At 41.9% G+C, this 26,026-nt stretch carries 24 protein-coding genes; 8 read left to right on the top strand and 16 right to left on the bottom strand.

What is annotated here, in order from left to right:
* Positions 1-20: 20 nt before the first annotated feature.
* The 4 genes from yccS to E0409_RS13615 form a co-directional block, all read right to left on the bottom strand.
* Positions 21-2,171 carry a YccS family putative transporter gene (gene yccS, locus E0409_RS13630; protein ID WP_131291677.1) on the bottom strand — a complete coding sequence of 717 codons (2,151 nt, stop codon included), beginning with the start codon at positions 2,169-2,171 and terminating at the stop codon, positions 21-23.
* Positions 2,172-2,336: 165 nt separating this feature from the next.
* Positions 2,337-2,834, bottom strand: a complete 498-nt coding sequence (gene sodC / locus E0409_RS13625; RefSeq protein WP_502699836.1) for a superoxide dismutase [Cu-Zn] SodC — start codon at positions 2,832-2,834, stop codon at positions 2,337-2,339.
* A 163-nt stretch (positions 2,835-2,997) separates the two neighbouring features.
* On the bottom strand, positions 2,998-4,128 hold the full coding sequence (locus E0409_RS13620) for an AI-2E family transporter (RefSeq protein ID WP_165541343.1): 1,131 nt from the start codon (positions 4,126-4,128) through the stop codon (positions 2,998-3,000).
* Positions 4,129-4,267: 139 nt separating this feature from the next.
* Positions 4,268-4,912, bottom strand: a complete 645-nt coding sequence (locus tag E0409_RS13615) for a ParA family protein (protein WP_131291672.1) — start codon at positions 4,910-4,912, stop codon at positions 4,268-4,270.
* A 125-nt stretch (positions 4,913-5,037) separates the two neighbouring features.
* Between E0409_RS13615 and E0409_RS13610 the strand changes: the two genes are divergently transcribed.
* The gene (locus tag E0409_RS13610) at positions 5,038-5,505 is read left to right on the top strand and encodes a Holliday junction resolvase-like protein (protein ID WP_131291670.1); all 468 of its coding nucleotides are present in this window, start codon (positions 5,038-5,040) and stop codon (positions 5,503-5,505) included.
* An 85-nt stretch (positions 5,506-5,590) separates the two neighbouring features.
* On the opposite strand, the gene E0409_RS13605 is transcribed toward E0409_RS13610, so the two are convergent.
* Entirely contained in the window at positions 5,591-6,214 is a 624-nt protein-coding gene (locus E0409_RS13605) for a class I SAM-dependent methyltransferase (protein WP_131291668.1), read from the bottom strand.
* Between the two features lie 172 nt (positions 6,215-6,386).
* Here E0409_RS13605 and E0409_RS13600 point away from each other — a divergent pair, with 172 nt between their 5' ends.
* On the top strand, positions 6,387-6,947 hold the full coding sequence (locus tag E0409_RS13600; RefSeq protein WP_131291666.1) for a hypothetical protein: 561 nt from the start codon (positions 6,387-6,389) through the stop codon (positions 6,945-6,947).
* Positions 6,948-7,037: 90 nt separating this feature from the next.
* On the opposite strand, the gene E0409_RS13595 is transcribed toward E0409_RS13600, so the two are convergent.
* On the bottom strand, positions 7,038-7,370 hold the full coding sequence (locus E0409_RS13595; RefSeq protein ID WP_131291664.1) for a HopJ type III effector protein: 333 nt from the start codon (positions 7,368-7,370) through the stop codon (positions 7,038-7,040).
* A 176-nt stretch (positions 7,371-7,546) separates the two neighbouring features.
* On the opposite strand from E0409_RS13595, the gene crcB reads away from it, so the two are divergent.
* Positions 7,547-7,927, top strand: coding sequence for a fluoride efflux transporter CrcB (gene crcB / locus E0409_RS13590; protein ID WP_131291662.1), 381 nt, complete (start codon positions 7,547-7,549; stop codon positions 7,925-7,927).
* Between the two features lie 119 nt (positions 7,928-8,046).
* Here crcB and E0409_RS13585 read toward each other — a convergent pair whose 3' ends face one another.
* From E0409_RS13585 to E0409_RS13570, 4 genes are all read right to left on the bottom strand, one after another.
* Complete coding sequence (locus E0409_RS13585) at positions 8,047-8,301, bottom strand: type B 50S ribosomal protein L31 (RefSeq protein WP_131291660.1); 255 nt, start codon at positions 8,299-8,301, stop codon at positions 8,047-8,049.
* Positions 8,302-8,404: 103 nt separating this feature from the next.
* The gene (locus E0409_RS13580) at positions 8,405-9,703 is read right to left on the bottom strand and encodes an ABC1 kinase family protein (RefSeq protein ID WP_131291658.1); all 1,299 of its coding nucleotides are present in this window, start codon (positions 9,701-9,703) and stop codon (positions 8,405-8,407) included.
* 223 nt (positions 9,704-9,926) lie between these two features.
* Complete coding sequence (locus E0409_RS13575; RefSeq protein ID WP_131291656.1) at positions 9,927-11,282, bottom strand: MATE family efflux transporter; 1,356 nt, start codon at positions 11,280-11,282, stop codon at positions 9,927-9,929.
* A 36-nt stretch (positions 11,283-11,318) separates the two neighbouring features.
* A complete protein-coding gene (locus E0409_RS13570) occupies positions 11,319-11,780 on the bottom strand; it encodes a DMT family transporter (protein WP_131291654.1) in 462 nt (153 codons plus the stop codon).
* 124 nt (positions 11,781-11,904) lie between these two features.
* Here E0409_RS13570 and hemW point away from each other — a divergent pair, with 124 nt between their 5' ends.
* On the top strand, positions 11,905-13,059 hold the full coding sequence (hemW, locus tag E0409_RS13565) for a radical SAM family heme chaperone HemW (RefSeq protein ID WP_131291652.1): 1,155 nt from the start codon (positions 11,905-11,907) through the stop codon (positions 13,057-13,059).
* 14 nt (positions 13,060-13,073) lie between these two features.
* On the opposite strand, the gene E0409_RS13560 is transcribed toward hemW, so the two are convergent.
* The 5 genes from E0409_RS13560 to hemF form a co-directional block, all read right to left on the bottom strand.
* Complete coding sequence (locus E0409_RS13560; protein WP_131291650.1) at positions 13,074-14,033, bottom strand: phage baseplate protein; 960 nt, start codon at positions 14,031-14,033, stop codon at positions 13,074-13,076.
* A 124-nt stretch (positions 14,034-14,157) separates the two neighbouring features.
* A complete protein-coding gene (locus tag E0409_RS13555; protein WP_131291648.1) occupies positions 14,158-15,981 on the bottom strand; it encodes an acyl-CoA dehydrogenase C-terminal domain-containing protein in 1,824 nt (607 codons plus the stop codon).
* 388 nt (positions 15,982-16,369) lie between these two features.
* Complete coding sequence (gene aroE, locus E0409_RS13550; protein ID WP_131291646.1) at positions 16,370-17,158, bottom strand: shikimate dehydrogenase; 789 nt, start codon at positions 17,156-17,158, stop codon at positions 16,370-16,372.
* Positions 17,159-17,304: 146 nt separating this feature from the next.
* On the bottom strand, positions 17,305-17,511 hold the full coding sequence (locus E0409_RS13545; RefSeq protein ID WP_131291644.1) for a hypothetical protein: 207 nt from the start codon (positions 17,509-17,511) through the stop codon (positions 17,305-17,307).
* Positions 17,512-17,813: 302 nt separating this feature from the next.
* Positions 17,814-18,755 carry an oxygen-dependent coproporphyrinogen oxidase gene (gene hemF, locus E0409_RS13540; RefSeq protein ID WP_131291642.1) on the bottom strand — a complete coding sequence of 314 codons (942 nt, stop codon included), beginning with the start codon at positions 18,753-18,755 and terminating at the stop codon, positions 17,814-17,816.
* Between the two features lie 243 nt (positions 18,756-18,998).
* On the opposite strand from hemF, the gene hemN reads away from it, so the two are divergent.
* Positions 18,999-20,372 (top strand): oxygen-independent coproporphyrinogen III oxidase, encoded by a 1,374-nt coding sequence (gene hemN, locus E0409_RS13535; protein WP_131291640.1) that lies wholly within the window; start codon positions 18,999-19,001, stop codon positions 20,370-20,372.
* A 117-nt stretch (positions 20,373-20,489) separates the two neighbouring features.
* On the opposite strand, the gene ribA is transcribed toward hemN, so the two are convergent.
* On the bottom strand, positions 20,490-21,092 hold the full coding sequence (ribA, locus tag E0409_RS13530) for a GTP cyclohydrolase II (protein ID WP_131291638.1): 603 nt from the start codon (positions 21,090-21,092) through the stop codon (positions 20,490-20,492).
* A 313-nt stretch (positions 21,093-21,405) separates the two neighbouring features.
* Between ribA and dxs the strand changes: the two genes are divergently transcribed.
* From dxs to E0409_RS13515, 3 genes are all read left to right on the top strand, one after another.
* On the top strand, positions 21,406-23,316 hold the full coding sequence (gene dxs, locus E0409_RS13525) for a 1-deoxy-D-xylulose-5-phosphate synthase (RefSeq protein WP_131291636.1): 1,911 nt from the start codon (positions 21,406-21,408) through the stop codon (positions 23,314-23,316).
* Between the two features lie 112 nt (positions 23,317-23,428).
* Positions 23,429-24,259, top strand: a complete 831-nt coding sequence (locus E0409_RS13520; protein WP_131291634.1) for an inositol monophosphatase family protein — start codon at positions 23,429-23,431, stop codon at positions 24,257-24,259.
* 542 nt (positions 24,260-24,801) lie between these two features.
* On the top strand, positions 24,802-26,026 hold a 1,225-nt coding region (locus E0409_RS13515), incomplete at its 3' end, for a DEAD/DEAH box helicase (RefSeq protein ID WP_131291632.1).

Here is a 26,026-nt window from a genome sequence, read left to right as displayed (position 1 = left end):
AACCAAGTGATGAACTCGGGTTATTTGATTTCCTGCGCCCATAATTCGGTTCTCAAATTTAACAGTTCAGGCAGTGTTTCCAGTAATAAGCTAATCTGTTTCAGTACTAATAATAAATCTTCAGAAAGGTTTTCTTGCTCACTCATCTGCTTAATTTCATTGAGCTTGTCTTGAATTTTATCTTCAGCTAAAGGCTGTTGCTGTAACAGCACAGCGAATAAAGTGTCTTTACACCACAGCATTAAATCCAGCACTTGAGCATCTTGAACCGGTTCACGGTGACTGCCCAAGGCCGAAATATAACTGAGTTGACTGTGGCTATACACCAGATAACGAAAGGCAGAATGAATCAATGCCTGATTGGGGTTGGGTTCGGTACTGAGACTGGAAATCATACTCGACAGTTCAATTTGCGCATTATGGGCAGTACGACGCGCACGACGGTAATCCAGACTGTTGTTTTTACCGAACTGGTATTGCTTCACTACCGCATCGAAATACTCTAGTGTCGCTTGATTGCTCTTTTTGATGGTGCTGGAAATATTACGGAAGTTCCAGTCGGGCCAGATAAAGCTGACCGCAAACCAGGCAATCAGACAGCCTAAAAGGGTATCAATAATGCGCGGTAAAATGATGGCGTATCCGGCGCCTTTTAAGTTGAAAATCAGCAGCACCATTAAGGTTGCCATTAGTGTGGCCATGGCATATTTTTTGGAACGCAGATAGAAAAAATACACGCCAGAAATAATGGTCAGAACCAGTTGCCCCTCAATACTCGGTACAAAATACAATATTGGAATGCCGAATAGCACACCTAAAACTGTACCTAAAGTTCGTAGTTTCAAACGGCTTTTGGTGGCGAAATAACTGATCTGGCAGACAAATAAACTGGTCAGTAAAATCCAGTAGCCATTTTTGGAAAAAGGCAATAACGAGATGGCATAGCCGACGGCAAATACAAAGGCAATCCGAACCGCATGACGGAACAGCGCTGAATTTGGGGTGAGATGCTGTTTCAGTTTTAGCCATAAATCGGGAAGATCATGAATATCATCGTCCAGTAAATTTAGATTTTCCTGATGCTGTAAATAATTCTGACGGTAATTGTTTTGCTCATGACTTAAATTTAAAAACTGTTCCTGAATTTTTTTCAAATTACGCAAAATCAGCAGCAGGTTTTTTACCTCTAAATTCTGCGGATTTTCTTCAATCCATAATTGAATCGAGTTTTCTAAATTGGCAATCGCAAGATCCGTGTCTGGATTCGATTGATAACTTTTATGGGTAAGAATATTCTGCGCCAGTTTCTGACAGGAGAGGGCATGCAATTTTACATTTTTCTGAATCCGGAAAATCAGGTCGGTACGGCTAAAGTTTTGATGAATATTTTCGTAATGCAAATAGTTAGATGTTGCCTGTTCATGAATATCTTGCGCCAGAAAATAAAGATTGAGCCAGTAAATGGTGTTTTTATTGGCACGCGAGGCTTTTAAACGGGTGAGTAACGATGCCTTGGTGGTATTCAGGCTTTGCACCACTTCACTGTTTTTTAAGGAAAGCTCATACAGCAGCGGTTCAATGTTGTCGGTATTATCGGGATCAAACAAACGGGCTTTGGCCAACAGTAATGCCGCAATTGCATTGAAGTTGGCAGCCAAATTGTCTTGTACAGCCTGTGTAGGTTTGAGCAAATAAAAGATAATTGACGTCAGGCCATACCACAGCGCACCCAGCACAAAATAGCTCGACTGCTGATACCATTGGCTGTATTCACCGAGTCCAAACATGGTGTAAATGGAGAGTAAAATGGTACCGAAAGAAATGGTGGCATAGCGCTGTCCCAGTGCACCCATTAAAATAAAAGCGGCACTCGACAAGGATAAATACAGAATAAAAAGAAGTTTATAAGGATAGAGAAATTCAAGAATACTGCTGACGCCAAAAAACAGAATGCAGACATAGACCAGATTACGTAAGCGAATACTCAGGCGATCATCAAAGTCGGTCAGGGCAGTAGCAATGGCACCTAACGTGACTGGAACAATTAAGGCTTCATAACCTAAAAACAGCAAGCCTAAGGTGGTTCCGGTCAGGACAATAAAAATTTGCAAGCAATAGATCAGAATTGAATTGGATTTAAAGCGTTGAAGCAAATCTTTCAGGCTATTCACGATTTTTCTAAAGATCAATTATTGTGGATACAGCGTGAGCTTTTTTATTTGTCGTGTCAATTTATGATCGTTTTAATTCAGGAAGTTGATTGAATTATTTTCGCAATTTATGGAGCAAAAAAAGCAGACGTTGCGCCTGCTTTTTGTTTATATTTTTTAGGACAATTATTTAATCAGACTACAGGCAATACGATCTCCGCCACCACCCAGAGGTTTCGGTTGGTCGGAATAGTTATCACCACCGGCATGAACCATAATCGCTAAACCTTGAACATCCGCCATTTTTAAACGTGGTGCCACTAAAGTAACTTTTGCGTTACCTTGAGCATCGACATTTAATACAGGTAAATCCCCTAAATGACCGGTAAGTGGCGTTCCGTGATGTGGTGCTTGGTTCGGGTTAAAGTGACCACCCGCTGCAATCGCCGCACCGATTTTTCCATCTTTTTCAGCCGGGTCACAAGAACCTTTTTCATGAATATGGAAACCGTGTGGGCCGGGTGGCAGTTCAGCCAAGTCAGTCATCAGCACTAAGCCCGCTGGACTGTCTTTGAAGTTAATCGTACCAATGGCTTTGCCGACTCCTTGAGCCGATACCGCATGAACGGTTGTCTGATGGTGAGCTGCATGAGATGAGGTAGGGGAGTTGGCACAGCCCACCATTGCAAAACCTGCAATGGCACAGAGCGTCGTTAATTTGAATAGTGAAGAAGACATTGAGTTGCATCCTTTTGTTTTATTATGACCTTGATCATTCAAACAAGGCATCAGATGCAATTCAATAATGATTAAGTATTTGAATGTATGAGTTTCTTAAACTTTAAGCTTAAGTTTTATCTGGATTGTTTTCATCTTTATCATCGTCAAGATCATATGCCATGGTCGATTTCGGCATCATGAAGGGACCAAATTCATTGGTTTCATGTAGCCATTCACGCCAAATCGCCAGCAACACTGCAAGAATCACCGGACCAATAAACAGACCGACCAGACCAAAACTCGCAATACCCCCTAACACCCCGAACATAATCAGCAGGAACGGAATTTGGGTGGCACCTGAAATCACCAGTGGACGAATCACATTATCCGAAGTACTGACAATACAGACACCCCAGACCATCACTCCAATAGCTTCCATAGTTTGTCCTTGAGAGAACAGCCATAATGCAACTGAACCGTAAGCTATGGGTGTTCCAAACGGAATTAGTGCCAACAAGAAGGTCACAATGGTCAGTACCATTGGGTTGGGCACACCGGCAACAAAATAACTTAAGCCGGCTAATATTGCTTGCGCCACCGCAGTTAAACCGACCCCATACACTACAGCACGTGTCGTTTCAGAAATGGTATCTAAATAATGATGAATCCGTGGGCCAATGATCATTTCCAGAGCCTTGCTGACCTGGTTCAGAATGGTTTGACCATCACGGTAGAAAAAGAACAGTGACAAGACCGCAAAACATAGCTTGACGATGTTTTTACCAATTTCATTTAAAACGAAACGGCCATAATTGAGATGACCCTGAATCCAGATGGAAACATTTTGTACAATACTGTTCGGATTGGTATTGATATCATTTAAGGTTCGACTGATTTCCTTACCTATAAACGGTAAGTCGCGAATAAATTGCGGAACATTTAAATGACCTGAAAATACCTGTTTTTGCAATTCATAATATAAATTTCGACCTTCATGCTGCAGCATGAAAATACCGAAGGTCAGCGGAATACCGATCAGCAAAATAATCAGGCTGATCATAATGGTCGCGCTCAGCGTGGCACGTGAGCCAGACTTGCGATAAATCCACTGATACCAGGGCCAGGTCATATAGGCAATAATGGCTGCCCAAAGTACAGGCACAATAAAGTATTTGAGGACGTTAAAACTCAAAAAAAGGAGGATGAAAAACAATCCAAATAATAATACTTTTTGTAATGTTGGCGCGTACTGTTGCACTGCATTCACTGATTTGTTTCTAAGGTCCATGCCATCTTAACTGAAAAAAAAGCTCGCGAAAATGAATGCCGAGTAACTTCTAGTGAATAATCAATAAGCAAACACTGCTTCTAGACGGACAGCTAGACCTTATAAGACCCTAAAACCATTTGGTCGGATCATCAATAATGGCATTTAAAACCGGCTGCCACTGATTTTGCATGCTTAAATAATTTTTTTGCGTTTTATCAAATACGGTTAGACCTTGCATTGCCAACTGACTATAAGCGGTGCGTTCAGAAATCCAGGCGACAGGTTGCTGTTCAATTTTGTTGAAAAAATCCTGAATTTCTTTAGCGCTGGCACTATTGGCTTTAACGCGATTGGCCAGAAGTAAAATTTGCACTTTACCTTTACGAATACGCTTGATGTCCTGTAAATGTTTTAAGAAACGGCGCGTACTGTCGATATCGAAAAATGAGGGTTGTAATGGGGTGATAATGGCGTGAGCTTCACTAATCAGTTGCTCTGCGTGTTCACCAGAAAGTGCCCCGGGCGCATCAATAATCAGATATTCTAAATTTTTAGGCACATTATCAAACGATTTTCCAGGACGCCAGTCCAGGCTTTGAATCGGTGCAGCATCTTCAGGGCGGTGTTTAAGCCATTGCATAGTTGATTTTTGGTTGTCGGCATCGGCAAGTGCAACCCGATAACCTTTTTGTGCTAAAGCCGCAGCCAGACTGATTGCGGTAATGGTTTTACCACATCCACCTTTTTGATTTGCAATTAAGATTGTTTTCATGACCCTGACGATTTTATTCTGCTCCGCCCTAGCATATCATTGTTTGATGCGATGAATATGACACATGACAAAAGTCTTAAAGATGCATGTCATGTGGTAGTAAATTTTTGAATTAGGAAAGAATAATGTCCATCTGGATGGCAATGTTGATTGGTGGGTGTATAGGAGTGGTATTAACCACCCTGATTTTAAGCAATACTCGAAATGGACGGGTCAAAGCAGAGTATGAACAATACATTGCTGAGCTGGAGCTAGAGCATCAACAGGCTTTAATCCATGCACAAAAGCGTAGTGTCAATACCAGTCGTGCAGTGTTAAAAGGCAAAATGGCAGAGCAAATGGCACCGATTATGCCCGAGTTTCAATACTTGCCCAGTGATGCCAAATTCTTGGGTGATCCGGTCGATTACGTGGTGTTTGATGGTTATACCGACCTACGCGATGGCGAAGGTCGGGCAGAGGATATAGAGGTGGTGCTGATTGATATTAAAAGTGGTGGCGCACGACTCACTAAAGGGCAACAGGCGATTGCCCAAGCGATTCGTGATGGACGGGTTCGTTTTGAAACGGTTCGCATCGACTTTAATGATTAATGTGGTGTAGCTAAACAATTTACCCAGATTGAATCTGGGTAACGGATGTATTGAGCAGAGGGTTAAGGTCAAGTGAATTCAATCGCTAAGCTTTTTGCGCACGGGCAAAGAACATGCGACTGCCAATTTTAGGAATCCCTTTAGCATCGAAATAATGTTGTTCTTTAAAGCGGAAATTCGCATCTATCAGCGCTTGTTCAGTATTACGGTTCAGGTGACAGCCATCAGCCAAATGCTTTTGAATCGGAGTCAGTAAATTCTGTAAATGCTTCAGTGTCTTGTTGTCCTGATACAGAACATGCTCGACTAAATGCAAAGTACCGCTCGGTTTGAGTACACGGTGCAATTCAGTTAAAGTTTGAGGTAAATTTTCAATACTGCATAAAGTCCAGGTACTGACAATGTGCTCGATGCTGTTATCTGCAAAAGGCAGCTTTTCTGCACTGGCCTGAACATGCTGGACATGTATCGCACTTTCATGCACGCGCTTGCTTGCCAGTTGATAAATATCTGCATTTGGTTCGAGTGCGTATAACGTATCGACATTTTGATAAAAAGGCAGATTCACCCCGGTACCAAAGCCAATTTCCAGAACTTCACCTGAAATCGGTAACAGTAATTCCCGACGTTGATCCATCAGACTGGGCGTTTGCATCACTTGATTGAGTAAATGCGGAAAAATATGCTGTTGATAAAATTTATAAATCATTGATCGCTTAATTTTTCTTTATATCTATTTAGCTTACTGGATATTTCAGTCAATTAATAAGACAAAAAAGTGACTGAATATATCTAGATTGTTACCAAGTCCATATGGTGATTTAAGTTTCATGACTTAAGATAAAAGTTGAAAATAAAGAAATTCGTTTTGAGGTATGCAGATGACTAGACAATTATTATTCAGTGCTTTACTTGCAACTTGCATGTTACAAGTGAGCGCCAGCGCATCTGTCGATCATAATATTTCTAAAGGTTTGGCGCCGGTTGCTAAAGACCAGTCGATTAAAAAGCTACAATCCTTTAGAGGTGATTTTCGTATTTTAGGCTCTAAAATTTATACCAACGATGAACAGGCCAAGTTTTCGCCGATTGATTATGCTGTAAGTTGGGGCTTGTTTGCCGAACCTGAAATTGCACGACATATCTCCGTCAATCAATATGACCGTTATTTAAATTGGAAGATCGATCGTCTGCCTGTGCCTGCCGATCAAGCCATGCAGATGGTGTCAAATATGCACATCATTCCGGCAAACCCGCAAATTGCCAAGCAAATTAAAAATGTAAAACGGGGCGATCTGGTGCGTTTAAAAGGCGAATTGGTCGAAATTAAAGATAAAGATTTGGTCTGGACTTCATCTCTAACCCCGACAGATACCGGCGATGGTGCCTGCGAATTATTCCGTGTCAGTTCAATTGAATGGATTGAAAAAGTAAAAGGTTAATCCTTTTAAAGCCTCTCTTTGGAAAGGGGAGGAGTAAAAAGCCCGCTTTATTAAAGCGGGCTTTTTATATTCTAAGACTTATATAGAAACTTATTTTGTAGTTAAAGCCTGACCTTCAAATTGAATGCCATCCCAACCATTTTGCATAAACTGGCGAATATTCTGGTGATCGGTGGCTTCAGGTGTCGCTAGCACGGCAGCATAATGTTCAGCAAACAGGCTTAAAGTTTGCGCCTGATCTAAACCGTTTAATTGTGCAAAAGAGAACACTTTCGCACTGCCTTGATTTTCAGTGGCAGCATTGGCTTGTTGCCCATTTTTAAATGCTGTTGGCGTGTGATTATAACGGGCTTCAATATATGCAATCACATCTGCAAATTTCGCTTCGCCTGCTTGAAGTTGTGCCAATAAATCTTGAGCCATGATTTCCTCAGTTCATATAAATAGTCAATTTAACCGCAAGACTATAGCAATTTTTATGCATTTTATTCAGCATTATTTCTTTGTAAAAAATACAGAATCATGCAAAAGTATTGTTCAATGAAAACAGGGCTGTGGATAAAACACGGGTTGTGCACACCTGATACTGGATGAAATAAATGAGCTGGTTACTGGTAGCGATGGGTGGGGCGATTGGGGCAAGTTTACGTTATGGCGCAGGGGTATTTTTACTGAAACCGACCAGCGTATTTCCCTGGACGACATGGTGGGTGAATATTTTTGGCTGCCTGCTTGCAGGAATATTCTTTGCCTGTAGCCAAAAATTTCCCAGCTTGCAAAATGAAGCACGGCTGTTTTTAATGGTGGGGATTTTAGGTGGCTTCACCACATTTTCCAGTTTTGGTCTGGAAACCTTTCAGCTATTAAAACATGGTCAGACTACACTGGCTTTGAGCTATGTGATTTCAAGTGTGATTATGGGTGTAATATTTTTGGCATTGGGTTTTTATCTGTTTCAATGGTTATTACACAGCAAATAAAACCTGAATACTGTTTGAGCTAAAAAATACAATAGATAAAAAAGAAGCCCAAGCTGGAGGAGAGTGCTTGGGCTTTTCAAGTTTTAAGCCTAACCTTGAAATCTTAAAATAATATGAAGTTAATGTGAGCGTTTGAAACGCGCAAAACGTTTATTGAAACTTGCCACGCGACCTTCATTACTCGCTTGACGTTGCTCACCGGTATAAAACGGATGCGATGCACTTGAAACATCTAAAGTCACATAAGGATAGTCCTGACCTTGGTAACTCTTGGTTTGTGAGGTTTGCAAGGTACTGCCAATAATGAAATAGGCATCGGCATTGGTGTCATGGAACAGGACTTCACGATATTCTGGATGGATATTAGCGCGCATGATGGACTCCAAAATTATTGTTAATAAAGATATGTTATAACATAACATTAAATTTAGCAAATAAAACCCAAATCAGGAGCTGTATTTGGGTTTTAAAAAGGATTTATTGAAGCGGTGGCACCAGTTCATCAAACAGGTCATTGAGATTGTCATGCATTTTTAAATGAATCATGTTCCAGTAATGTCCAGACACGGTACGATTTACCATCAATGTTTCTGGTGAAGGCTTAAATACATCCCAATATTTTAATGAGGGTTTGAGCAACTCCATGCCATCATGATGCGCCGAGTTTTCTTCAAAATCATACATAGTGGTGAGGGGGCGCATCAGGACTTCTAACCATTGATTATATAATTCAGCCGGGAATTTCCCTTGTTCGGAAATGGCATGCAAGGCATCCAGCTGTTGTTCCATCTCGACAATATTGCCTTCGCGGGCAGACTGCACCAAATGTTTAAAGTGCTGCACCGTGGCACTGGATAATGTTTTTACACCACCGTAATCGTAAATAATCACCGTGCCATCTTCACGAAAGGCAAAGTTGCCCGGATGTGGGTCGCAATGGAAACGTTTTAAATAGAAAATCTCTTGCCCAATGGCACGGAATAAACGGCGACCCAGCTCATTTCGAGTGTCTAGAGACCAGCTACTCGCAGTTTCAATAATTTCACCTTGCTCTAGGCTCAAGGTTAAAATATGCCGTGAAGAATAGTCTTTATATACTTGCGGAATAATAATTTTAGTATCTAAAGCTTTATGGAAGGTATGTGCCACTTCGAGGTTTTGCGCTTCAATCTCATAATTCAGTTCATTGTCCAGACTTTCCTGAATTTCCTTGAACAGTCGATCTTGTAATTTGCGATCGACTTTCAGCACACCCATCAAACGCAAAGCCAAACGCACCTGTTTCAGGTCACTTTCGCAGGCTTCATCGACACCCGGATATTGCACTTTAACCACAACTTGCTGGCCATTCGGCAGAAAAGCTTTATGCACCTGTCCAATCGAAGCGGCTGCAAAAGGCTGTTCATCGAAATGTTTAAAGATTTGATTCAGTGGCTTACCCAGTTCTTTTTCGACTTGAGCTTTAATTTCAGCAAAAGGCATCGCAGGCGCTTGGCGCTGTAACTTGCTAATGGCGCGCGCGACTTCAGGCGGAAAAATGTCTTTATATTGTGACGCAATTTGCCCCACTTTCATGACCGCACCCTTCATTTCCCCAAGGGTGTCCGCAATTTGTAGACCTATATCTTGAAAAAGTTTACTGCGCGAGGCATTTTTTTGTTCTTCATCGGCATTAAAATTTTTGATTGAATTTGAGACGGTTTTAGTTGCGATGCTCGCCGTCATAGTGGCAAGTTTCATAAAGCGACGACCGGGTGTGCTAGCCGTTTTTGCCATGCGATATTCCTCAGGATCATCAAAGATGTGTTTCAATGATCATAGGCGTTAAACTCGATATTGCCTACTTTAAATTGTTAAAAGCTGCATTTTTAATGTTCGATTTTAAAAATTAGAAGCGTTTTTTGAAGCTTAAATGGATGAAGTTTTTGTGTTTATTTTTTATTCATGTTGCTGTTCATCTCATTCCTTTTTCATGAGAAAAGGAATGAGATCGAAATATTTAAGCTGTTTTGATCCGGTTATTCATTATAAATAAACGGGTCAATAACAGTACACAGGCAACAGTTAAACCAACAATCAAGCCGACCCAAACGCCAGCCGCTTTCATTTCGGTAAAACGTGCCAAGTAAATTCCCACAGGGAAAGCAATCACCCAATACGCGATCATGGTAATCCACATGGGACCTTTGGTGTCTTGCATACCACGCAGGCAGCCTGCGGCACTAACTTGCCAGGCATCCATCAACTGATAGGCGATTGCGAATAACAGTAGATACATCGCCACTTGTGCCACCTCATAATCTGAAGTGTAAATGGAAACAATTTCAGGGCGGAAGAACCAAATCAATACCATAGTGGCAAGGGCTAAAATCGTACCCGTCAGTAATCCCAGATACTGAACCTTACGCATCGCCAGCCAGTTTTTTTCCCCATAATAGGTGCCAACACGTATGGTAAGTGCGATCGCGAGTGACATCGGAATCATAAACAATTGTGAGGTCACGGAAATGGCAATCTGGTGGGCGGCTACCAAGTTTTCACCCAAAGGACTTAAAACAATCGCGGCAGTACTAAAAATACTGACTTCAAAAAAGATGGCTAAACCAATCGGGAAACCGAGCTGTAAAATACGTTTTACCCAATATGGATCAATTTTTTCCCATGCCGCAAAGACTTGGGTTTTACGGTAAGCCTTGCCTTTAAATACATACGTTGCCAAAGCAATGAACATCAGCCATTGCAAAATAGCCGTGGCAAAACCACAGCCGGCACTGCCAAGTTCAGGAATTGGACCCAAGCCATACATAAAAATAAAGTTCAGTGGAACCAGTGCAACCAAGGCGCCCAGACTAATGGCGGTGACAGGTCGTGGATAACCCAGTGCTTCCGAGTAGCCACGTAGCGCTGCATACATGGTGACAGCCGGCATACCCAAACCGATGGAGTGCAAGAACAAACTTGCTTTAGGCAGTAAGGCTTCAGGTACGCCTAAAACAGGCAATAAGAATGGCATGACTTGTAAAATCAGTGCAGCAATGATCCCCAAAATAAAGGCCACCCAGAGTGACTGCCGTGCAATGGTGGCAATTTTTTCAGGCGTACGTGCACCGTTAGCTTCGGCAACTAGAGGTGTTGTTGCAATCATGATGCCACTAAATAACAGCATCACTGGAATCCATAAACCCACCCCGACTGCAATGGCAGCAAGGTCGGTTGGGGAGAGATGTCCCGCCATAATGGTATCAATTAGTCCCAAACCGGCTTGGGCAAATTGAGTCACCAAAATTGGAATCATCAAATGGAAGAGTTGTTTTAATTCATAACGGGTCGTTGTAAGCGACGAGACATTAGACACAAAAATTACTCATCATGTGCTTAGAATAATGAGGGGTTAGCGTTGTAAAGTGAGAAGCACACCAATAAAAATCACTACGCCACCGAATAGACGTTGCCAATTGATCGCTGTTTTTTCTGTGCCCAATAAACCAAAATGATCGAGGAACATTGAGGTGACGACCTGTCCAAAAACAATCAGTCCTGTGAGCGTGAGAAACCCCAGTTTGGGTGCGGTATAAATGCTGATACTAATCGCATAGACTCCTAAAAACCCACCCAGCCACATAAACCACGGCAGTTGAGCCAAAGTTGTAAGATTAGGTTTATCAACATTTTGAAAAAACACCAACACAGCGAGCACTATTGTACCAACCAAAAAGGAGAAAAGGGCGGCTTGCAAAGGTGAATATAGAGATTCTCTTAACTGGCTATTAATGGCCGTTTGAAACGTCATGGCAATACCAATACCCATGGCTAAGGGCATCAGCAAGAGTAACTGGGCTGATATTTTCATCATATTAAGCATTTATTCTTGTTGGCTTTTTCTTAGTCTAAAACAATAACACGGAGAATTTCTCAGAGTCTTGATGCAGTCATGTTAAAATATTCATCTTCCTGTTTTGTTGTTTTGAGCTTATTCCTTGGCTGATTTAAATCCTGCACTTGTTCCATTGTCTTTATATATTCACATGCCGTGGTGTGTGCGGAAGTGTCCGTATTGTGACTTTAATTCGCATGCGGTACCGGATGGAAAATTGTCTTTAGATTTAGAGCAGCAATATTTACAGGCTTTGGTTGAAGACTTCAAAACCCAGCTCGATTTTGCTCAAGGTCGCCAGATTCATAGTGTCTTTATTGGTGGGGGTACGCCATCTTTAATTTCTGCCAAAGGTTATGTATGGTTGTTCGAGCAACTGAAACATATTATTCCGTTTGAAGATGGCTGTGAAATTACTTTGGAAGCCAATCCGGGAACGGTGGAGCATGATCCCTTTGCCGGTTATTTAGAGGCTGGGATTAACCGTCTTTCCATTGGTGTGCAAAGTTTTAATACGGATCACCTGAAAAAATTAGGGCGTATTCATAGCAATGATGATGCAGTTAATGCCATTCATTTGGCCGGCAATGCCGGTTTTGAACGCATTAATGTCGATTTAATGCATGGCTTGCCTGAGCAGACTCTAGAGCAGGCGTTACTGGATTTAAAACTGGCGGTAGAAAATGGCGCAACGCATGTGTCGTGGTATCAACTGACCATTGAACCGAATACGGTATTTTTCCGTACCCAACCTGTTTTACCCGTTGAAGATGTGTTGGAAGATATTCAGGAACAAGGCGAAGCTTATTTAAAAGCTCAAGGTTTTGTGAATTATGAAGTCTCGGCTTGGCGTAAGGAAAAACCGTCTGCACATAATTTAAATTACTGGCAGTTTGGCGATTATTTGGCGATTGGTGCAGGTGCACATGGCAAAGTGACCCAGCCGGATGGCGTGTATCGTTTCCAGAAAACCCGTTTGCCAAAAGACTATTTAGCCAAAATTCCTGCTGAGCATCTTCAGCTTAAACGTATTGAAGATGAAGACATGCCGTTTGAATTTATGATGAATGCGTTGCGTTTAAATAATGGCGTAGACGCAAAATTTTATCACGAGCGTACAGGTTTAAATTTGGAAAGTTTGGATGAACTTTTAAGTTCATTACGTTCACGTAAGTTGATGGTGGAAGATCAAAACCGTTTGTCTTGTACCGAGCAGGCGCATGTGTTTTTAAATTCGGTGCTGGAAGAGTTTCTTTAATCAGATATGTTCTTTTATTTGTTAATTTTCATCCGGTAAATACGACCCAAGAATTGTCCATTATTGCCTATGGCATATAAAATGTAGAGCTGATGGTTTTGACTATCTACCGTTAGGCCTTCTGGCTCCCAATACTGGATGGCATGATTGGATAAGGAATCAAAATGACCGATTGTCACATGATCCATTTTTTGAATCAGTTTGCCGGTGAAGTCATAAACATAAATTCTTTTAGGGCCTTTATTTTTATTTCCACTTAACAAATATACATAATTTCCATCAGTGCTCAGGCCTTGAAATGCAGATTTGTCATGCGTGAAGTCTGAATCAATCGGCCATTCATCTTCATATAAAAAACGAATATCGGTTAAGTTTTTTTGGGTAATGAGATCCAATTTAAAAACACGGATGACATTCACTTTATGGTTATTGCCTCGCACCAGTAGATATTTTCCATCCGGTGTGATCGAAGGCATGGTGTTGGTAATCTTGCTGTATCGTTTATCAAATACCTGAATGACTTGGATGTTACTGGGCGCAGCATTGGGCGTGTATTGAAATTTGAGAATATACCAACCTTTATTGGAAATGCCAGTTCCTGCAGAAGCAAAAATAAAGTCACTCTGTGGATCGACTGAAATACCTTGATGACCAATCAGAGAGGAGGGTTTTTGCGCATCTTGAGCAGACCATAAATTTGAGTGGTGCAATTTAAATCTATTCATCACACCTTGTTCAGGATTGCCCTCGACATGCGTGGTGTACAAAAGCTCGTGCCTGAGATCAAGCGCTAATCCCTGAAGAATATGATCATTGCCCAGTCCTGTTCTGATCAGTGTAATCGGCTGGGCAGCATCACCCAAGTTGGCAGAATCAGGGGAATCAAAATTTTGCTCAAGATGATGGGCATTTAGAGGGACAGTTGCACTATAAGTCTGATAAAAGCGACTCAGAAACGAAAATAATTTTTTCATCTAAACGGTCACCGGATTGATTTTTTATTATTCTATTCTTTGGAAGATTGAGCTTGCATTGGGATTATTGTAGCGCATAAAAAAGAGCACCGAAGTGCTCTTTTTTTGATTCTAACTTTACAATTTAGTAGTCAAAGCTGAAGTGTTCAGGCGCTAAAGAAATCATGGTTTTCGATGGATTCACCATAGCTTCTGCATGACCTTGAGTACGAGGCAATATACGCTCGAAGTAGAAATCGGCAACTTTGATTTTTGCTTTATAGAATTCAGGAACTTCTGCACCGTCACCGGATTCCAGTTTCTCAGAAGCGACAGCCGCTTGTTGCGCCCAATAGTAAGCCATCATCGCATAGCCAGAGAACATCAAGAAATCAACAGAAGCTGAAGAGACGATGTCACGGTCTTTACGTGCTGCAAGCATGATGCGAACCGTTAAAGCATTCCATTGTGCACAAATCTTGGTTAAATCCCATGCAAAACGGCGCATATATTTGTTGCGTGCATGACGACCGCAGAAACGCAAAATTTCAGCAGTATAGTCACGAACCACTTTACCTTTAGAAGAAAGCAGAACTTTACGACCAATCAGGTCAAGCGCCTGAACACCGGTTGTACCTTCATACAGCGTTGCAATACGCGCATCACGTGCAATTTGTTCCATGCCATGTTCTTTAATATAACCATGACCACCGAACACTTGCATACCGTGGTTAGCCGCTTCAAGACCTAATTCAGTCAAGAAACCTTTCAAGATTGGCGTGTAGAAACCAAGTTTGTCATCATATTCTTCAAACTTCGCTTGGTCACCTTGGGTCAGCGCATCGGTCATTTTGTCAGCAAGCTGTGCAGCATGATAAATCATGGCACGGCCACCTTCAGCAATGGCTTTTTGCGTCAGTAGCATACGGCGCACGTCAGCATGATGAATAATCGCATCTGCAACTTGTTCAGGGTCTTTCTTGCCTGATAGCGCACGCATAGACATACGCTCTTTGGCATATGGCAATGCACCCTGGAAAGACAACTCTGCATGGGCAATCCCTTGAACTGCTGTACCAATACGTGCAGTGTTCATGAAGGTAAACATGGCATGCAAACCTTTGTGCGGTTCACCAATCAGGTAACCTGTCGCAGCATCAAAATTTAAAACAGCTGTTGCAGAAGCGCGAATTCCCATTTTGTGTTCAATTGAACCACAGGTCACAGGGTTACGTTCACCTACGCCACCCTCTGCAGTCGGGGTAAATTTAGGCACGATAAATAAAGAGATACCTTTGGTTCCCGCTGGCGCATCGGGAAGGCGAGCAAGCACAATATGGACAATATTTTCAGTCAGGTCATGTTCACCTGCAGAGATGAAAATTTTGGTTCCGGTAATTTTATAGGTGCCATCCGCTTGCGGTTCAGCTTTGGTTTTGACTTGTCCCAAGTCTGTACCACATTGTGGTTCAGTCAAGCACATGGTGCCCGACCAGGTTCCCGCAGTTAAATGCGGCATGTAGGTATTTTTTTGTTCTTCGGTTCCGAACTGCATGATGGTATTCATACAGCCCATGCTCAAACCTGGATACATGGTGAATGACCAGTTTGCGGTTCCCATCATTTCAGATTTGATCAGGTTAAGTGACATCGGTAAGCCTTGACCACCAAACTCTTCAGGATAAGACAGACCTTGCCAGCCACCTTGCACGAATTGGTCATAGGCTTCTTTAAAGCCTTTTGGTGTTTTAACTTCGCCATTTTCAAAATGACAGCCTTCTTCATCACCAGACTGGTTTAAAGGAGAGAGGACATTTTCACAAAAATCTGCTGCCCCTTCAAGAATCATGTCTACAGTGTCAGGATCGGCAGCTTCGCCATTTGATAAAGTTTTGTAATGTTCTGGGTAATCAAAAACTTCATTCATTAAAAAGCGAATGTCGTGTAAAGGAGCTTTATAAGTTGGCATAATGTTAATCCTAATTTAGAAATAGTTTTGGATTATCCGAATCGATAGTTTGATTATTCACATTGTTCATCAAAATACATTGATGGTGTAGCCTTGTAAAAATGTCAGAAAGGCGAATTATAAATGGATGAATTTAGCTATTAATGTAACTGATTATATTATTCGCTTCACATTTTAAATGTGCTTCATGCAAAAAAATATTGTAAATAATAATTAAATTAAAGTGTTAGTGTCTGTCTTGAGTTTTGGTTAGGTAAATATTTTAATCATTTTCATGCGCTTTAATGAATGAAGCAGGAGGTCATAAAAGCCAGTTTAAATTTTTTTTATGGGCAATAGTAGAAAGAAGCAAGGGTTTGCTTCTTTCCAATCGCTTTATTTCAAACTGTTAAAGAAAATCTTTCAGTGCTGGCTTTACACCATTCCAGATGGAGAAAGATTCAATCGCTTGACCCACCAGCATGCCATAACCTTCTGAAGTCGGAATGCCGCGAGCTTTGGCCTGATCTAAAAAGCTCGACGGTTTGCCATAGGCCATTTCATAGGCATGTTTAAACTGTAAAGATTCAGGTAAAACTAGAGCATCGCCACTCAGGCTGGCAGAGGTCGCATTAATCACAAGATCAAACTCACCTGCCAAATCATCTAAAGAGATTGCAGCCAGTGTTGCTTGTGGAACTGCATCTTTTAAATCGGCAACCAGTTGTTCAGCGCGTACAAGGGTACGATTGGCAATCACGATTTTTTTCACGCCAGCCTGAACCAAAGGGTAGACCACACCACGTGTTGCACCACCTGCACCAATAATCAAAATATCGGTATTGTCTAGATTCCAATCCAGGGCTTTAATCGCATCCACTAAGCCTTGACCATCGGTGTTATCACCATGCAGCTTGCCATCTTGCATCCACAGCGTATTTACCGCTTTGGCAATTTTGGCACGTTCCGTCAGGACTTGGCACTGTGCAAACGCTTGTTCCTTAAAAGGTACGGTTACGTTCATGCCGATACCACCTTCGGCAAAAAACGCCTTGATATTGGCTTCAAAACCATCAAGAGGAGCAAGACGTTTGCTGTAATTCAGGTCAATCCCTGTTTTTTTGGCAAAAGCATGATGAAGTTCTGGCGAACGTGACTGTTCGATGGGATGCCCAACCACCGCGAATTGTTTGCTCATTTCACAAGGTCCATGTGCGGAAATGGCATTCAATATACGTGATTTTTAAACAAGGCTAAAGGCAGAAGCAGGGAAAAATGAAAAGTTAAGCAAGTATAAAAAGCAATGGAGTCAGGTTCAGAGAATTAAAGCGGATTGAAATAATATTAAGGATTACAGATTTCATGAACTATATCTTCTAGCCACATTGCTGCGGTAAAAAACAAGGCAAACCCTGCAAAGACAGTAAATGTAATCGAGAAACTATCAGAAAGGTTATTGTCTGATGAGAATGTGATGGCGATGGAACATAGGATTAGGGTGAAAATGGACCAAAATAAAATCACCTTATGATTTAAAACTTTATCTAACATTCTAGGCTTCCTAAAGCACGATTTTTTTAATTGATATGTGCTTTTTAAATATGTGTGAATAGTCAATTGATTTTCTCAGTCTAAACGATTTTATAAAATCTACAGAGTCTAGTGCTGTAAGGAAATATGTCGGTAGAATTATTATAAGTAAAATATGATGAATTTTTGATGACATGAAAATATTGATTTAAATTTTTTTATTGTTCTAAGCACCTAATTTTATGTACAAAGATAATAATGAATATAAAAAATCCCTTCATCCAAAATGGAAAAAGGGATTAAAGTTTTAAATATATTTTTAACTATTGAAGTTCAGTCAACCAATCCTGCGGTTTTAAATAATAGTTAGTTAAGCGTTTTTCAGGAGAATTTTCTTCCCATTCCGGACGATACGACCAAGCAGCAAGCGGCGGCATACTGACTAAAATTGATTCAATCCGACCACCCGTTTGTAGGCCAAACAAGGTGCCACGGTCATAAACCAAATTATATTCCACATAACGCCCACGACGGTAAAGCTGGAAGTCGCGTTGCGCTTTGGTATAAGGTTGATTCTGATGGCGCTGGAAAATTGGCAAGATCGCTTCCAGATAACCATTACCGACTGCTTGAATGTATTTAAAGCAGGTTTCAAAGTCCCACTGATTTAAATCGTCAAAGAACAATCCACCCACGCCACGTTGTTCATCGCGATGTTTTAAATAGAAGTAGTCATCACACCACTTTTTGTGTTCCGCATAAACCATGTCACCAAATGGCGCGCAAAGATCATGGGCTTTCTGGTGCCAGGTCAACACATCTTGATCATCTGGATAGAAGGGGGTTAAGTCAAAACCGCCACCAAACCACCACACTGGATCCTGTCCTTCAGGTTCTGCCACAAACAAACGCACGTTGGCATGTGAGGTTGGAACATTGGGGTTCTTTGGATGAATCACCAACGACACGCCCATGGCCTGTGCTTTTGCACCGGCAATTTGTGGATGACGTTCAGTTGCAGACGCTGGTAATTTTGAAATGTTGATGTGAGAAAACATCACCCCACCTTTTTCAATCACGGTGCCATTTTGCAAAACACGTGAACGACCTCCACCACCTTCTGGACGTTGCCAATCATCAATCTCAAAATGAGCAGTGCCACCACTCTCTAATTCTCGTTGTTCTAGACCTGCACAAATACGTGCCTGTAAATCGAGGAGAAATTCGCGAACGCGTTGAATATCAGCGGAATTAGGATGCTGCATCAGAACCCTCATGGGGAAAGATAGAGAATGCATACATCAAAACATAAAATCATAAAAAAATTAAGGGATTTTTACCAATTGATCTGATCGGAAGGAGCTGCAATGCTTTTTAAAAATGGAAAATAAATTCAAGATATTCCGACTAAAAGGCTGGGTTGAATTCATTGATCAAGCTCAGCACAATAAGGAAAAGCAGACTGTGTATCTTCGGTCCGCGTGGTTAATTCAAATGGGGCAATCTTGATGTCAAAGCCGGCAAGTTCGTTAATTCAAAAATATAATGTTCCGGGGCCGCGCTATACCAGTTATCCAACGGTGCCCTATTGGCAAGAGGACTTGTTTTCTTTGCAGCTTTGGAAAGAAACATTAAAACGATCTTTTGATGAATCCAATCAAAGCGAGGGGATTAGTCTTTATATCCATCTGCCATTTTGTGAAAGTTTATGCACCTTCTGCGGCTGTCATAAACGGGTCACCAAACGCCATGAGGTGGAACAGCCTTATATACAGGCAGTCCTGAAAGAATGGGATTTGTATTGCGAACTTCTTGAAGATAAGCCGGTCATTAAAGAGATTCATTTGGGCGGGGGAACGCCGACGTTCTTTTCAGTAGAACACTTACAACAACTGATTCAAGGCATTCTGTCTAAAGCCGAAATCGCACCCCAGCATGAATTTAGCTTTGAAGGCCATCCCAACAATACGACCCAAGAGCATTTACAAGCCCTGTATGATTTGGGCTTTCGTCGGGTCAGTTATGGAGTGCAGGACTATAACGAAAACGTGCAAAAAGCCATTCACCGTATCCAGCCTTTTGAACATGTAGAACGGGTCACACAATGGGCGAGAGAGATTGGCTATGAGTCGATTTCGCATGATCTGGTGTTTGGTTTGCCGTTCCAGAATCTGGAAGATGTGCTGAATACCATCGACCAGACCAACCGTTTAATGCCAGATCGTTTGGCCTTTTATAGCTATGCACATGTGCCTTGGATTAAAGGCAATGGTCAGCGTGGTTTTAAAGATGGCGATGTACCCAAAGATGAGTTGAAGCGCCAATGCTATGAGGAGGGTAAAAATAAATTACTCGCACATGGCTATCATGAAATTGGCATGGATCATTTCGCCTTGGAAAAAGACGGCATGTATCAGTCTTTTCAGCAAGGGACTTTGCATCGCAACTTTATGGGCTATACCGCGTCAAAAACGCAGGTGATGATTGGCTTGGGCATTTCATCGATTAGCGACAGCTGGTACAGCTTTGCCCAAAATGAAAAGAAACTGGAAGACTATTACGCACGTTTGGAAAATAATGAAATTCCGGTGTATAGAGGGCATTTGCTCAACACAGAAGATTTAATGATTCGTAAACATATCCTGAACTTGATGTGTACGTTTACAACGTCATGGTTGGATGCCGAGATGCAATTTCCTGAAATTGATGAAGTGTTGATGCAACTTGAAGAAATGCAGCAGGATGAATTGATTAAAATCGAAAACCGTTCAGTCACGATTTTAGAAAAAGGGAAGCCCTTTGTACGCAATATCTGTATGGCGTTTGATTTGCACTTAAAGCGTAAAAAACCTGAAAACCGGATTTTCTCGATGACGATTTAATAATCTCTCCAAACCTCCCTTTGATAAAGGGAGACTTCACTTATCTTAAACAGAGAGGGGTGGAACTCCCTCCTTTAGTAAAGGAGGGTTGGGGTGGATTTGTAGAAAAACAGATTTTTAAAAATCGCCTTTCTTATACATATGCGCCATGCGTTCATGTTTGGTTTTTAGATATTCTGCATTGAACGGATTTAAGCCCACGGTGAGGGGAACACGATCTACTACATCAATACCCAGTTCTTCTAATGCAGCAATTTTTGAAGGATTGTTGGTCACCAGTTTAACCTGTTTGACCTTTAAATGATCCAGTATGATGGTGCACATGTCATAACGTCGTGCATCTGCAGGTAAATTCAACATCAGATTGGCATCCACGGTATCATGTCCCTGATCTTGCAGGGCATAGGCGCGAATTTTATTGGTTAGTCCAATACCACGACCTTCCTGGCGCAAGTATAAAATCACGCCTTGACCGACTTCATTAATGAGTTTCATGGTGGCCTGGAGTTGTGGTCCGCAATCACATTTCAGTGAGGCAAAGGCATCACCGGTTAAACATTCAGAGTGAATCCGAACCAGTACCGGATCGGTCGGTGGAATTTCGAGTCCTTTAGAAAGTGCGACATGTTCTTCACCGGTTTGAGGATCTTGAAATACAGTGATTTTAAATTCACCAAAAGCGGTTGGTAATCTTGATGTTGCGACAAATTCTATAGGCACTGCTTAACCCGTCAAATAGTTCATTAATTGGCTAAAGTATAGCGTAATGCTTGGACATTGGTAGAATTGCTATGATGAAATTATGCAGAAGATTTTCTTTTTTGTATAAAGCGAACGATAATGGTTGATAAATAGTAAGATTATTCAGGATAATCTCGCTCATGAACAAACACCCAGTGTAGAGATCTGCCTCTAAACTGCATCGCTAGAAATGTGGCTGATTTAAAGGTGATACAATTCGACACTTGCTTGTGCTCGAATAACCCATTTACCTAGCTTAGGATTTGCCAGGCTTTAGAAGGCTTTGCCATTTATGTTGTATACAGAAATACCGACTCATCGCCCTGTAACACCGTTGCTGGATGCAATTGATCATCCCCAACAATTACGATTGCTCGAGCGCAGCCAATTAGAAAAAGTGGCGGATGAGTTACGTCAGTACATTTTGTATGCAGCAGGACAAAGTGGCGGGCATTTTGGTGCCAATCTGGGGGTGATCGAACTGACGGTGGCTTTGCACTATTGTTTTAATACCCCGCATGACCGTCTTATTTGGGATGTGGGTCATCAGGCTTATCCGCATAAAGCCTTGACTGGTCGCCGTGAGCAATTGACCACCATTCGCGCCAAAGATGGCTTGGCAGCTTTCCCATCCCGTGAAGAATCAGTCTTTGATACTTTTGGTGTAGGCCATTCCTCAACAGCAATTTCAGCTGGATTGGGTATGGCACTGGCACGTCGTTATCAAAAAGACCCATGTGAAGTGGTTTCGATTATCGGTGATGGTGCAATGACCGCGGGGATGGCTTTTGAAGCCATGAATGATGCGGTGGCACACAATGCGGATTTAATTGTGGTGCTGAATGACAATGACATGTCTATTTCATGCAGTACCGGCGGTTTTGCCAAACACTTGGCTGCCATTTGGGAACGTGGTCATTCGGTGAATGTATCCGATGAGGGTGATGCTTATATTCAGCCGCATCCTGCATGGACCTATAATTCTCGTTTACATAGTGCCGCAACAGATGCCGCAGACAACTTATTTAAAGCCATTGGTTTTGACTACTTTGGTCCTTTCGATGGTCATGATGTCAATCAACTGGTACAAGTTTTTGAGGCACTGAAAAAACGTAAAGGTCCGCGTTTAATTCATGTTTATACCAAAAAAGGTAAGGGCTTTGCACCTGCTGAAGCAGATCAAATTAAATATCATGCGATCAGCAAAATAAATTCAACGCCTGTAGTAAATATAGCCCCTAAATATTCGGATGTATTTGGACAATGGTTATGTGATGAAGCAGCCCAGGATGATCGCTTACTCGCGATTACACCGGCAATGTGTGAAGGTTCGGGTATGGTGCAGTTCGCCAAGCAATTTCCTGAACGCTTTTTCGATGTCGCAATTGCTGAACAGCATGCCGTGACTTTGGCTGCCGGTATGGCTTGCGAAGGCTTAAAGCCAGTAGTGGCGATTTATTCGACCTTCCTGCAACGTGGTTATGATCAACTGGTTCACGATGTCGCTTTACAGAATTTAGATGTGACCTTTGGCATCGACCGTGCCGGTTTGGTCGGTGAAGATGGCCCAACTCATGCCGGTGCTTATGACTATGCCTTTATGCGCACTGTACCGAATATGGTGATTATGGCGCCTAAAGATGAAAATGAATGTCGTCAGATGTTGCATACAGCTTATAAATACAATGGTCCTGCGGCTGTGCGTTATCCGCGTGGAAATGGTATCGGTGTTGAAATTCAACAACAATTGACTGCTTTAGAGATTGGTAAAGCAGAAATTGTGGCCAGTTTTAATGAACAACAAGATGAACAGATTAGTATTCTGGCATTTGGTAGTCGTGTAACGGTTGCGATTGAAGCAGCACAAGCATTGGCACAAATACATGAAGTTGGCGTTCGTGTCGTGAATATGCGCTTTGTGAAACCCTTAGATGAACAGATGATTGCAGCACTTGCGAGCACCACCAGTTTATTTGTGACGGTTGAAGAACATGCGGTGATGGCCGGTGCAGGGAGTGCGGTCAATGAATATCTGGCTCAAGCACAAATTGTTAAACCGACTTTAAATTTAGGCTTAGCTGATATTTTCATGCACCAAGCATCACATGCACAAATGTTGCAACAGGCTGGACTTGATGCCAAAGGTATTGAAAAATCAATTGAATTGGCTTGGCTAAAGCTTGTGCAAACCGTTTCATCATGATGAATTAAATTTTAGAAACATTTTTCCCCTAAAAGCCCTCATATTTGCTAAAATGTGAGGGCTTTTATGCATTATTCTTTATCAGTATCTTCAAATTTGTAGTGGGTGTTCAATGGAACCTATGGTGGTTATGGCTGCGCGTGCGGCTCAATTAGTTGGTCAAGAGCTTTTAAAAGCGCATCAAAATCGTCATAAACTCGATCTACAAGTCGAAGAAAAAGGGATTGATGGTCCGGTAACGCGTGTAGATCGTTATTTGGAACAGTTGACTATCGATACTCTACGTAAAAGCTATAAAAACCACAGCTTCCTTGGTGAAGAGTTTGGTATGCAAGAAGGTAAAGGTCACGACGCTGACTGGTGTTGGGTGATCGATCCTTTGGACGGTACTTTAAACTTCATTAACGGTTTTCCACATTTCTGTATCTCAATTGCAGTTCAACATAAAGGCGTAACTCAACACGGTGTTATTTATGACCCTGTGAAAGACGAGCTTTTCTCTGCAAGTCGTGGCCGCGGTGCCATGATGAATCAACGCCGTATTCGCGTAAATATTAAAGACAACCTAGACAAGACCTTCTTGGCTGTAGGTCATGCTTACCGTAATAAACGTAACGGTGAAGTGATTTCTTATGCGAAAAACCATTTTGATTCATTGTTAAACGTGACTGAAGCGGGTGCACAATTCCGTCGTTCAGGTTCTGCTGCGTTAGACTTGGCATATGTTGCTGCAGGCCGTCTTGATGGTTATTTCGAACTTGGTTTGAAACCTTGGGATATCGCTGCAGGCGAGTTAATCGTAAAAGAAGCAGGTGGTACTGTAGTGGATGCACGTGGTGGTGCCGATTCTATGGACAATGGTCAAGTAATTGCTTGCTCTATGAAAATGCTCAAACCTTTAATGCAAGCTGTTGTTCCAGCTTGGGGTGAAGCCGCAAAGTAATACCGATTTAATCGAGTGATATGACAAAGAAAAGCTCTCTATGTGAGGGCTTTTTTATTGCCAGGCAAAGTTGATATTTATCTTTAACACTGGTTTTGATCCCTTTTAAGGAATTACATTAGAGGAGTGGGGGGATTAAAAATTTACGATTAAAAAATAAACAAAATTGAGTTGTAAAATAGACTGTTACTGAAAAAAACAGTACCGATTCATAATTCGATCGAAAAAAATGATTACTTTTTAAAATGATTCTGTTATTATGCCGGCACGCACTTAAATTTCCGTTCTTTACCTGAACATTATCTTCTAATCATTGTATGCGCGTCCTGTCCATAGAGAGGACATATCCTTCGCGCCCCAATCGCTTAAGCGATTCCTTCAGGTTTGCGGCCGTAATCATATACGTGCGTTATATCCACATCGTCGTTATTCGGATCGCTGCTGAATCCTTATTTTTCAGCTCTATTTGCTGTGCCGCTTTTTGCCGATGTCCATATTGTAATTTATTAAATGGAGCACCCACTTCAGGGTGAACACTCTCTATGAGCAAAACTTTTGCTGATTTTTCCCTCGATGAGTCTTTAACACAAGCGATCGAAGGTTTAGGTTTTACTACACCAACTCCTGTACAAGAACAAGCGATTCCAGCTGCACTTGAAGGTAAAGACCTTCTTGTATCAAGCCAAACAGGTTCTGGTAAAACTGCTGCATTCTTGTTACCTACTTTAAATGGTTTAGCAAATCAAGATACGCTTGTATCATTTAAAGATCGCATGAAAGCGGTTACTCAACCGAATATTCTTGTGATTTCTCCTACTCGTGAATTAGCACAACAAGTATGTCAAGATGCGATTGCATTTGTTCGTCATATGAAAGGTGTTCGTGTTGCTGCGATCATGGGTGGTATGCCTTTCGGTAAACAAATTCAACAATTAAAAGGTGCACAAGTTGTCGTTGCGACTCCAGGTCGTTTACTTGATCTTGTAAACCGTCGTCAAATTAAACTTGACATGGTTGACGCGTTAATCGTCGACGAAGCTGACCGTATGCTTGACTTGGGTTTCTCTGAAGACCTAGAAGCAATTGGCGATTTAGCGGCTAACCGTAAACAAACTTTGATGTTCTCTGCAACGTTTGCACCGCGTATCATCACGCTTGCTGAACGCATGATGAATAATCCTATGCGTATTGCGATCGAAACTGGTCACTCTACAAATACTGACATCACTCAAACATTGCATTGGACTGATGGCTTTGAACACAAGAAAAAATTGCTTACTCACTGGTTATCTGATGAATCAGTAGATCAAGCAGTTGTGTTTGCAAGCACTCAAGAAGATACAGACATGTTGGCTGAAGAACTTGCTGAAGCAGGTCTATCAGTTGTAGCACTGCACGGTGCTATGCCACAGACTGTTCGTAACCGTCGTTTACGCAGCATTCGTGAAGGTCGTGCAAAAATCCTGGTTGCTACAGACGTAGCGGCGCGTGGTCTTGACGTACCAACAATTTCACACGTAATCAACTTCGGTTTACCGATGAAAAACGAAGACTATGTACACCGTATCGGTCGTACAGGTCGTGCCGGTCGTACAGGTAATGCAATCACTTTGGCGACTTACCGTGAACGCGGTAAAATCCGTGCGCTTGAAGACTTCCTGGATGCACGTTTAAACGTGTCTGAAATTGAAGGTCTTGAGCCATCTCCACCTCCTGCACGCGGTAGTCGTGATGGCGGCGGTCGTGGTCGTGATGGCGGTCGTGGCG

Origin of the sequence: Acinetobacter sp. ANC 4862 (assembly GCF_004336635.1) — a bacterium.
In the GTDB taxonomy this organism is placed as follows: domain Bacteria; phylum Pseudomonadota; class Gammaproteobacteria; order Pseudomonadales; family Moraxellaceae; genus Acinetobacter.
The sequence above is the reverse complement of the archived record's forward strand: the minus strand, read 5'-3'. Positions and strand labels throughout refer to the sequence as shown.

Bases quoted from the DNA above. Each gene is read 5' to 3' on its own strand.
- sodC (WP_502699836.1), bottom strand. From the start codon at position 2,834: ATGGTGGGCTGTGCCAACTCCCCTACCTCATCTCATGCAGCTCACCAT.
- E0409_RS13615 (WP_131291672.1), bottom strand. From the start codon at position 4,912: ATGAAAACAATCTTAATTGCAAATCAAAAAGGTGGATGTGGTAAAACC.
- E0409_RS13610 (WP_131291670.1), top strand. From the start codon at position 5,038: ATGTCCATCTGGATGGCAATGTTGATTGGTGGGTGTATAGGAGTGGTA.
- E0409_RS13605 (WP_131291668.1), bottom strand. From the start codon at position 6,214: ATGATTTATAAATTTTATCAACAGCATATTTTTCCGCATTTACTCAAT.
- E0409_RS13600 (WP_131291666.1), top strand. From the start codon at position 6,387: ATGACTAGACAATTATTATTCAGTGCTTTACTTGCAACTTGCATGTTA.
- E0409_RS13595 (WP_131291664.1), bottom strand. From the start codon at position 7,370: ATGGCTCAAGATTTATTGGCACAACTTCAAGCAGGCGAAGCGAAATTT.
- crcB (WP_131291662.1), top strand. From the start codon at position 7,547: ATGAGCTGGTTACTGGTAGCGATGGGTGGGGCGATTGGGGCAAGTTTA.
- E0409_RS13585 (WP_131291660.1), bottom strand. From the start codon at position 8,301: ATGCGCGCTAATATCCATCCAGAATATCGTGAAGTCCTGTTCCATGAC.
- E0409_RS13580 (WP_131291658.1), bottom strand. From the start codon at position 9,703: ATGGCAAAAACGGCTAGCACACCCGGTCGTCGCTTTATGAAACTTGCC.
- E0409_RS13570 (WP_131291654.1), bottom strand. From the start codon at position 11,780: ATGATGAAAATATCAGCCCAGTTACTCTTGCTGATGCCCTTAGCCATG.
- E0409_RS13560 (WP_131291650.1), bottom strand. From the start codon at position 14,033: ATGAAAAAATTATTTTCGTTTCTGAGTCGCTTTTATCAGACTTATAGT.
- E0409_RS13555 (WP_131291648.1), bottom strand. From the start codon at position 15,981: ATGCCAACTTATAAAGCTCCTTTACACGACATTCGCTTTTTAATGAAT.
- aroE (WP_131291646.1), bottom strand. From the start codon at position 17,158: ATGAGCAAACAATTCGCGGTGGTTGGGCATCCCATCGAACAGTCACGT.
- E0409_RS13545 (WP_131291644.1), bottom strand. From the start codon at position 17,511: ATGTTAGATAAAGTTTTAAATCATAAGGTGATTTTATTTTGGTCCATT.
- hemF (WP_131291642.1), bottom strand. From the start codon at position 18,755: ATGCAGCATCCTAATTCCGCTGATATTCAACGCGTTCGCGAATTTCTC.
- hemN (WP_131291640.1), top strand. From the start codon at position 18,999: ATGTCAAAGCCGGCAAGTTCGTTAATTCAAAAATATAATGTTCCGGGG.
- dxs (WP_131291636.1), top strand. From the start codon at position 21,406: ATGTTGTATACAGAAATACCGACTCATCGCCCTGTAACACCGTTGCTG.
- E0409_RS13520 (WP_131291634.1), top strand. From the start codon at position 23,429: ATGGAACCTATGGTGGTTATGGCTGCGCGTGCGGCTCAATTAGTTGGT.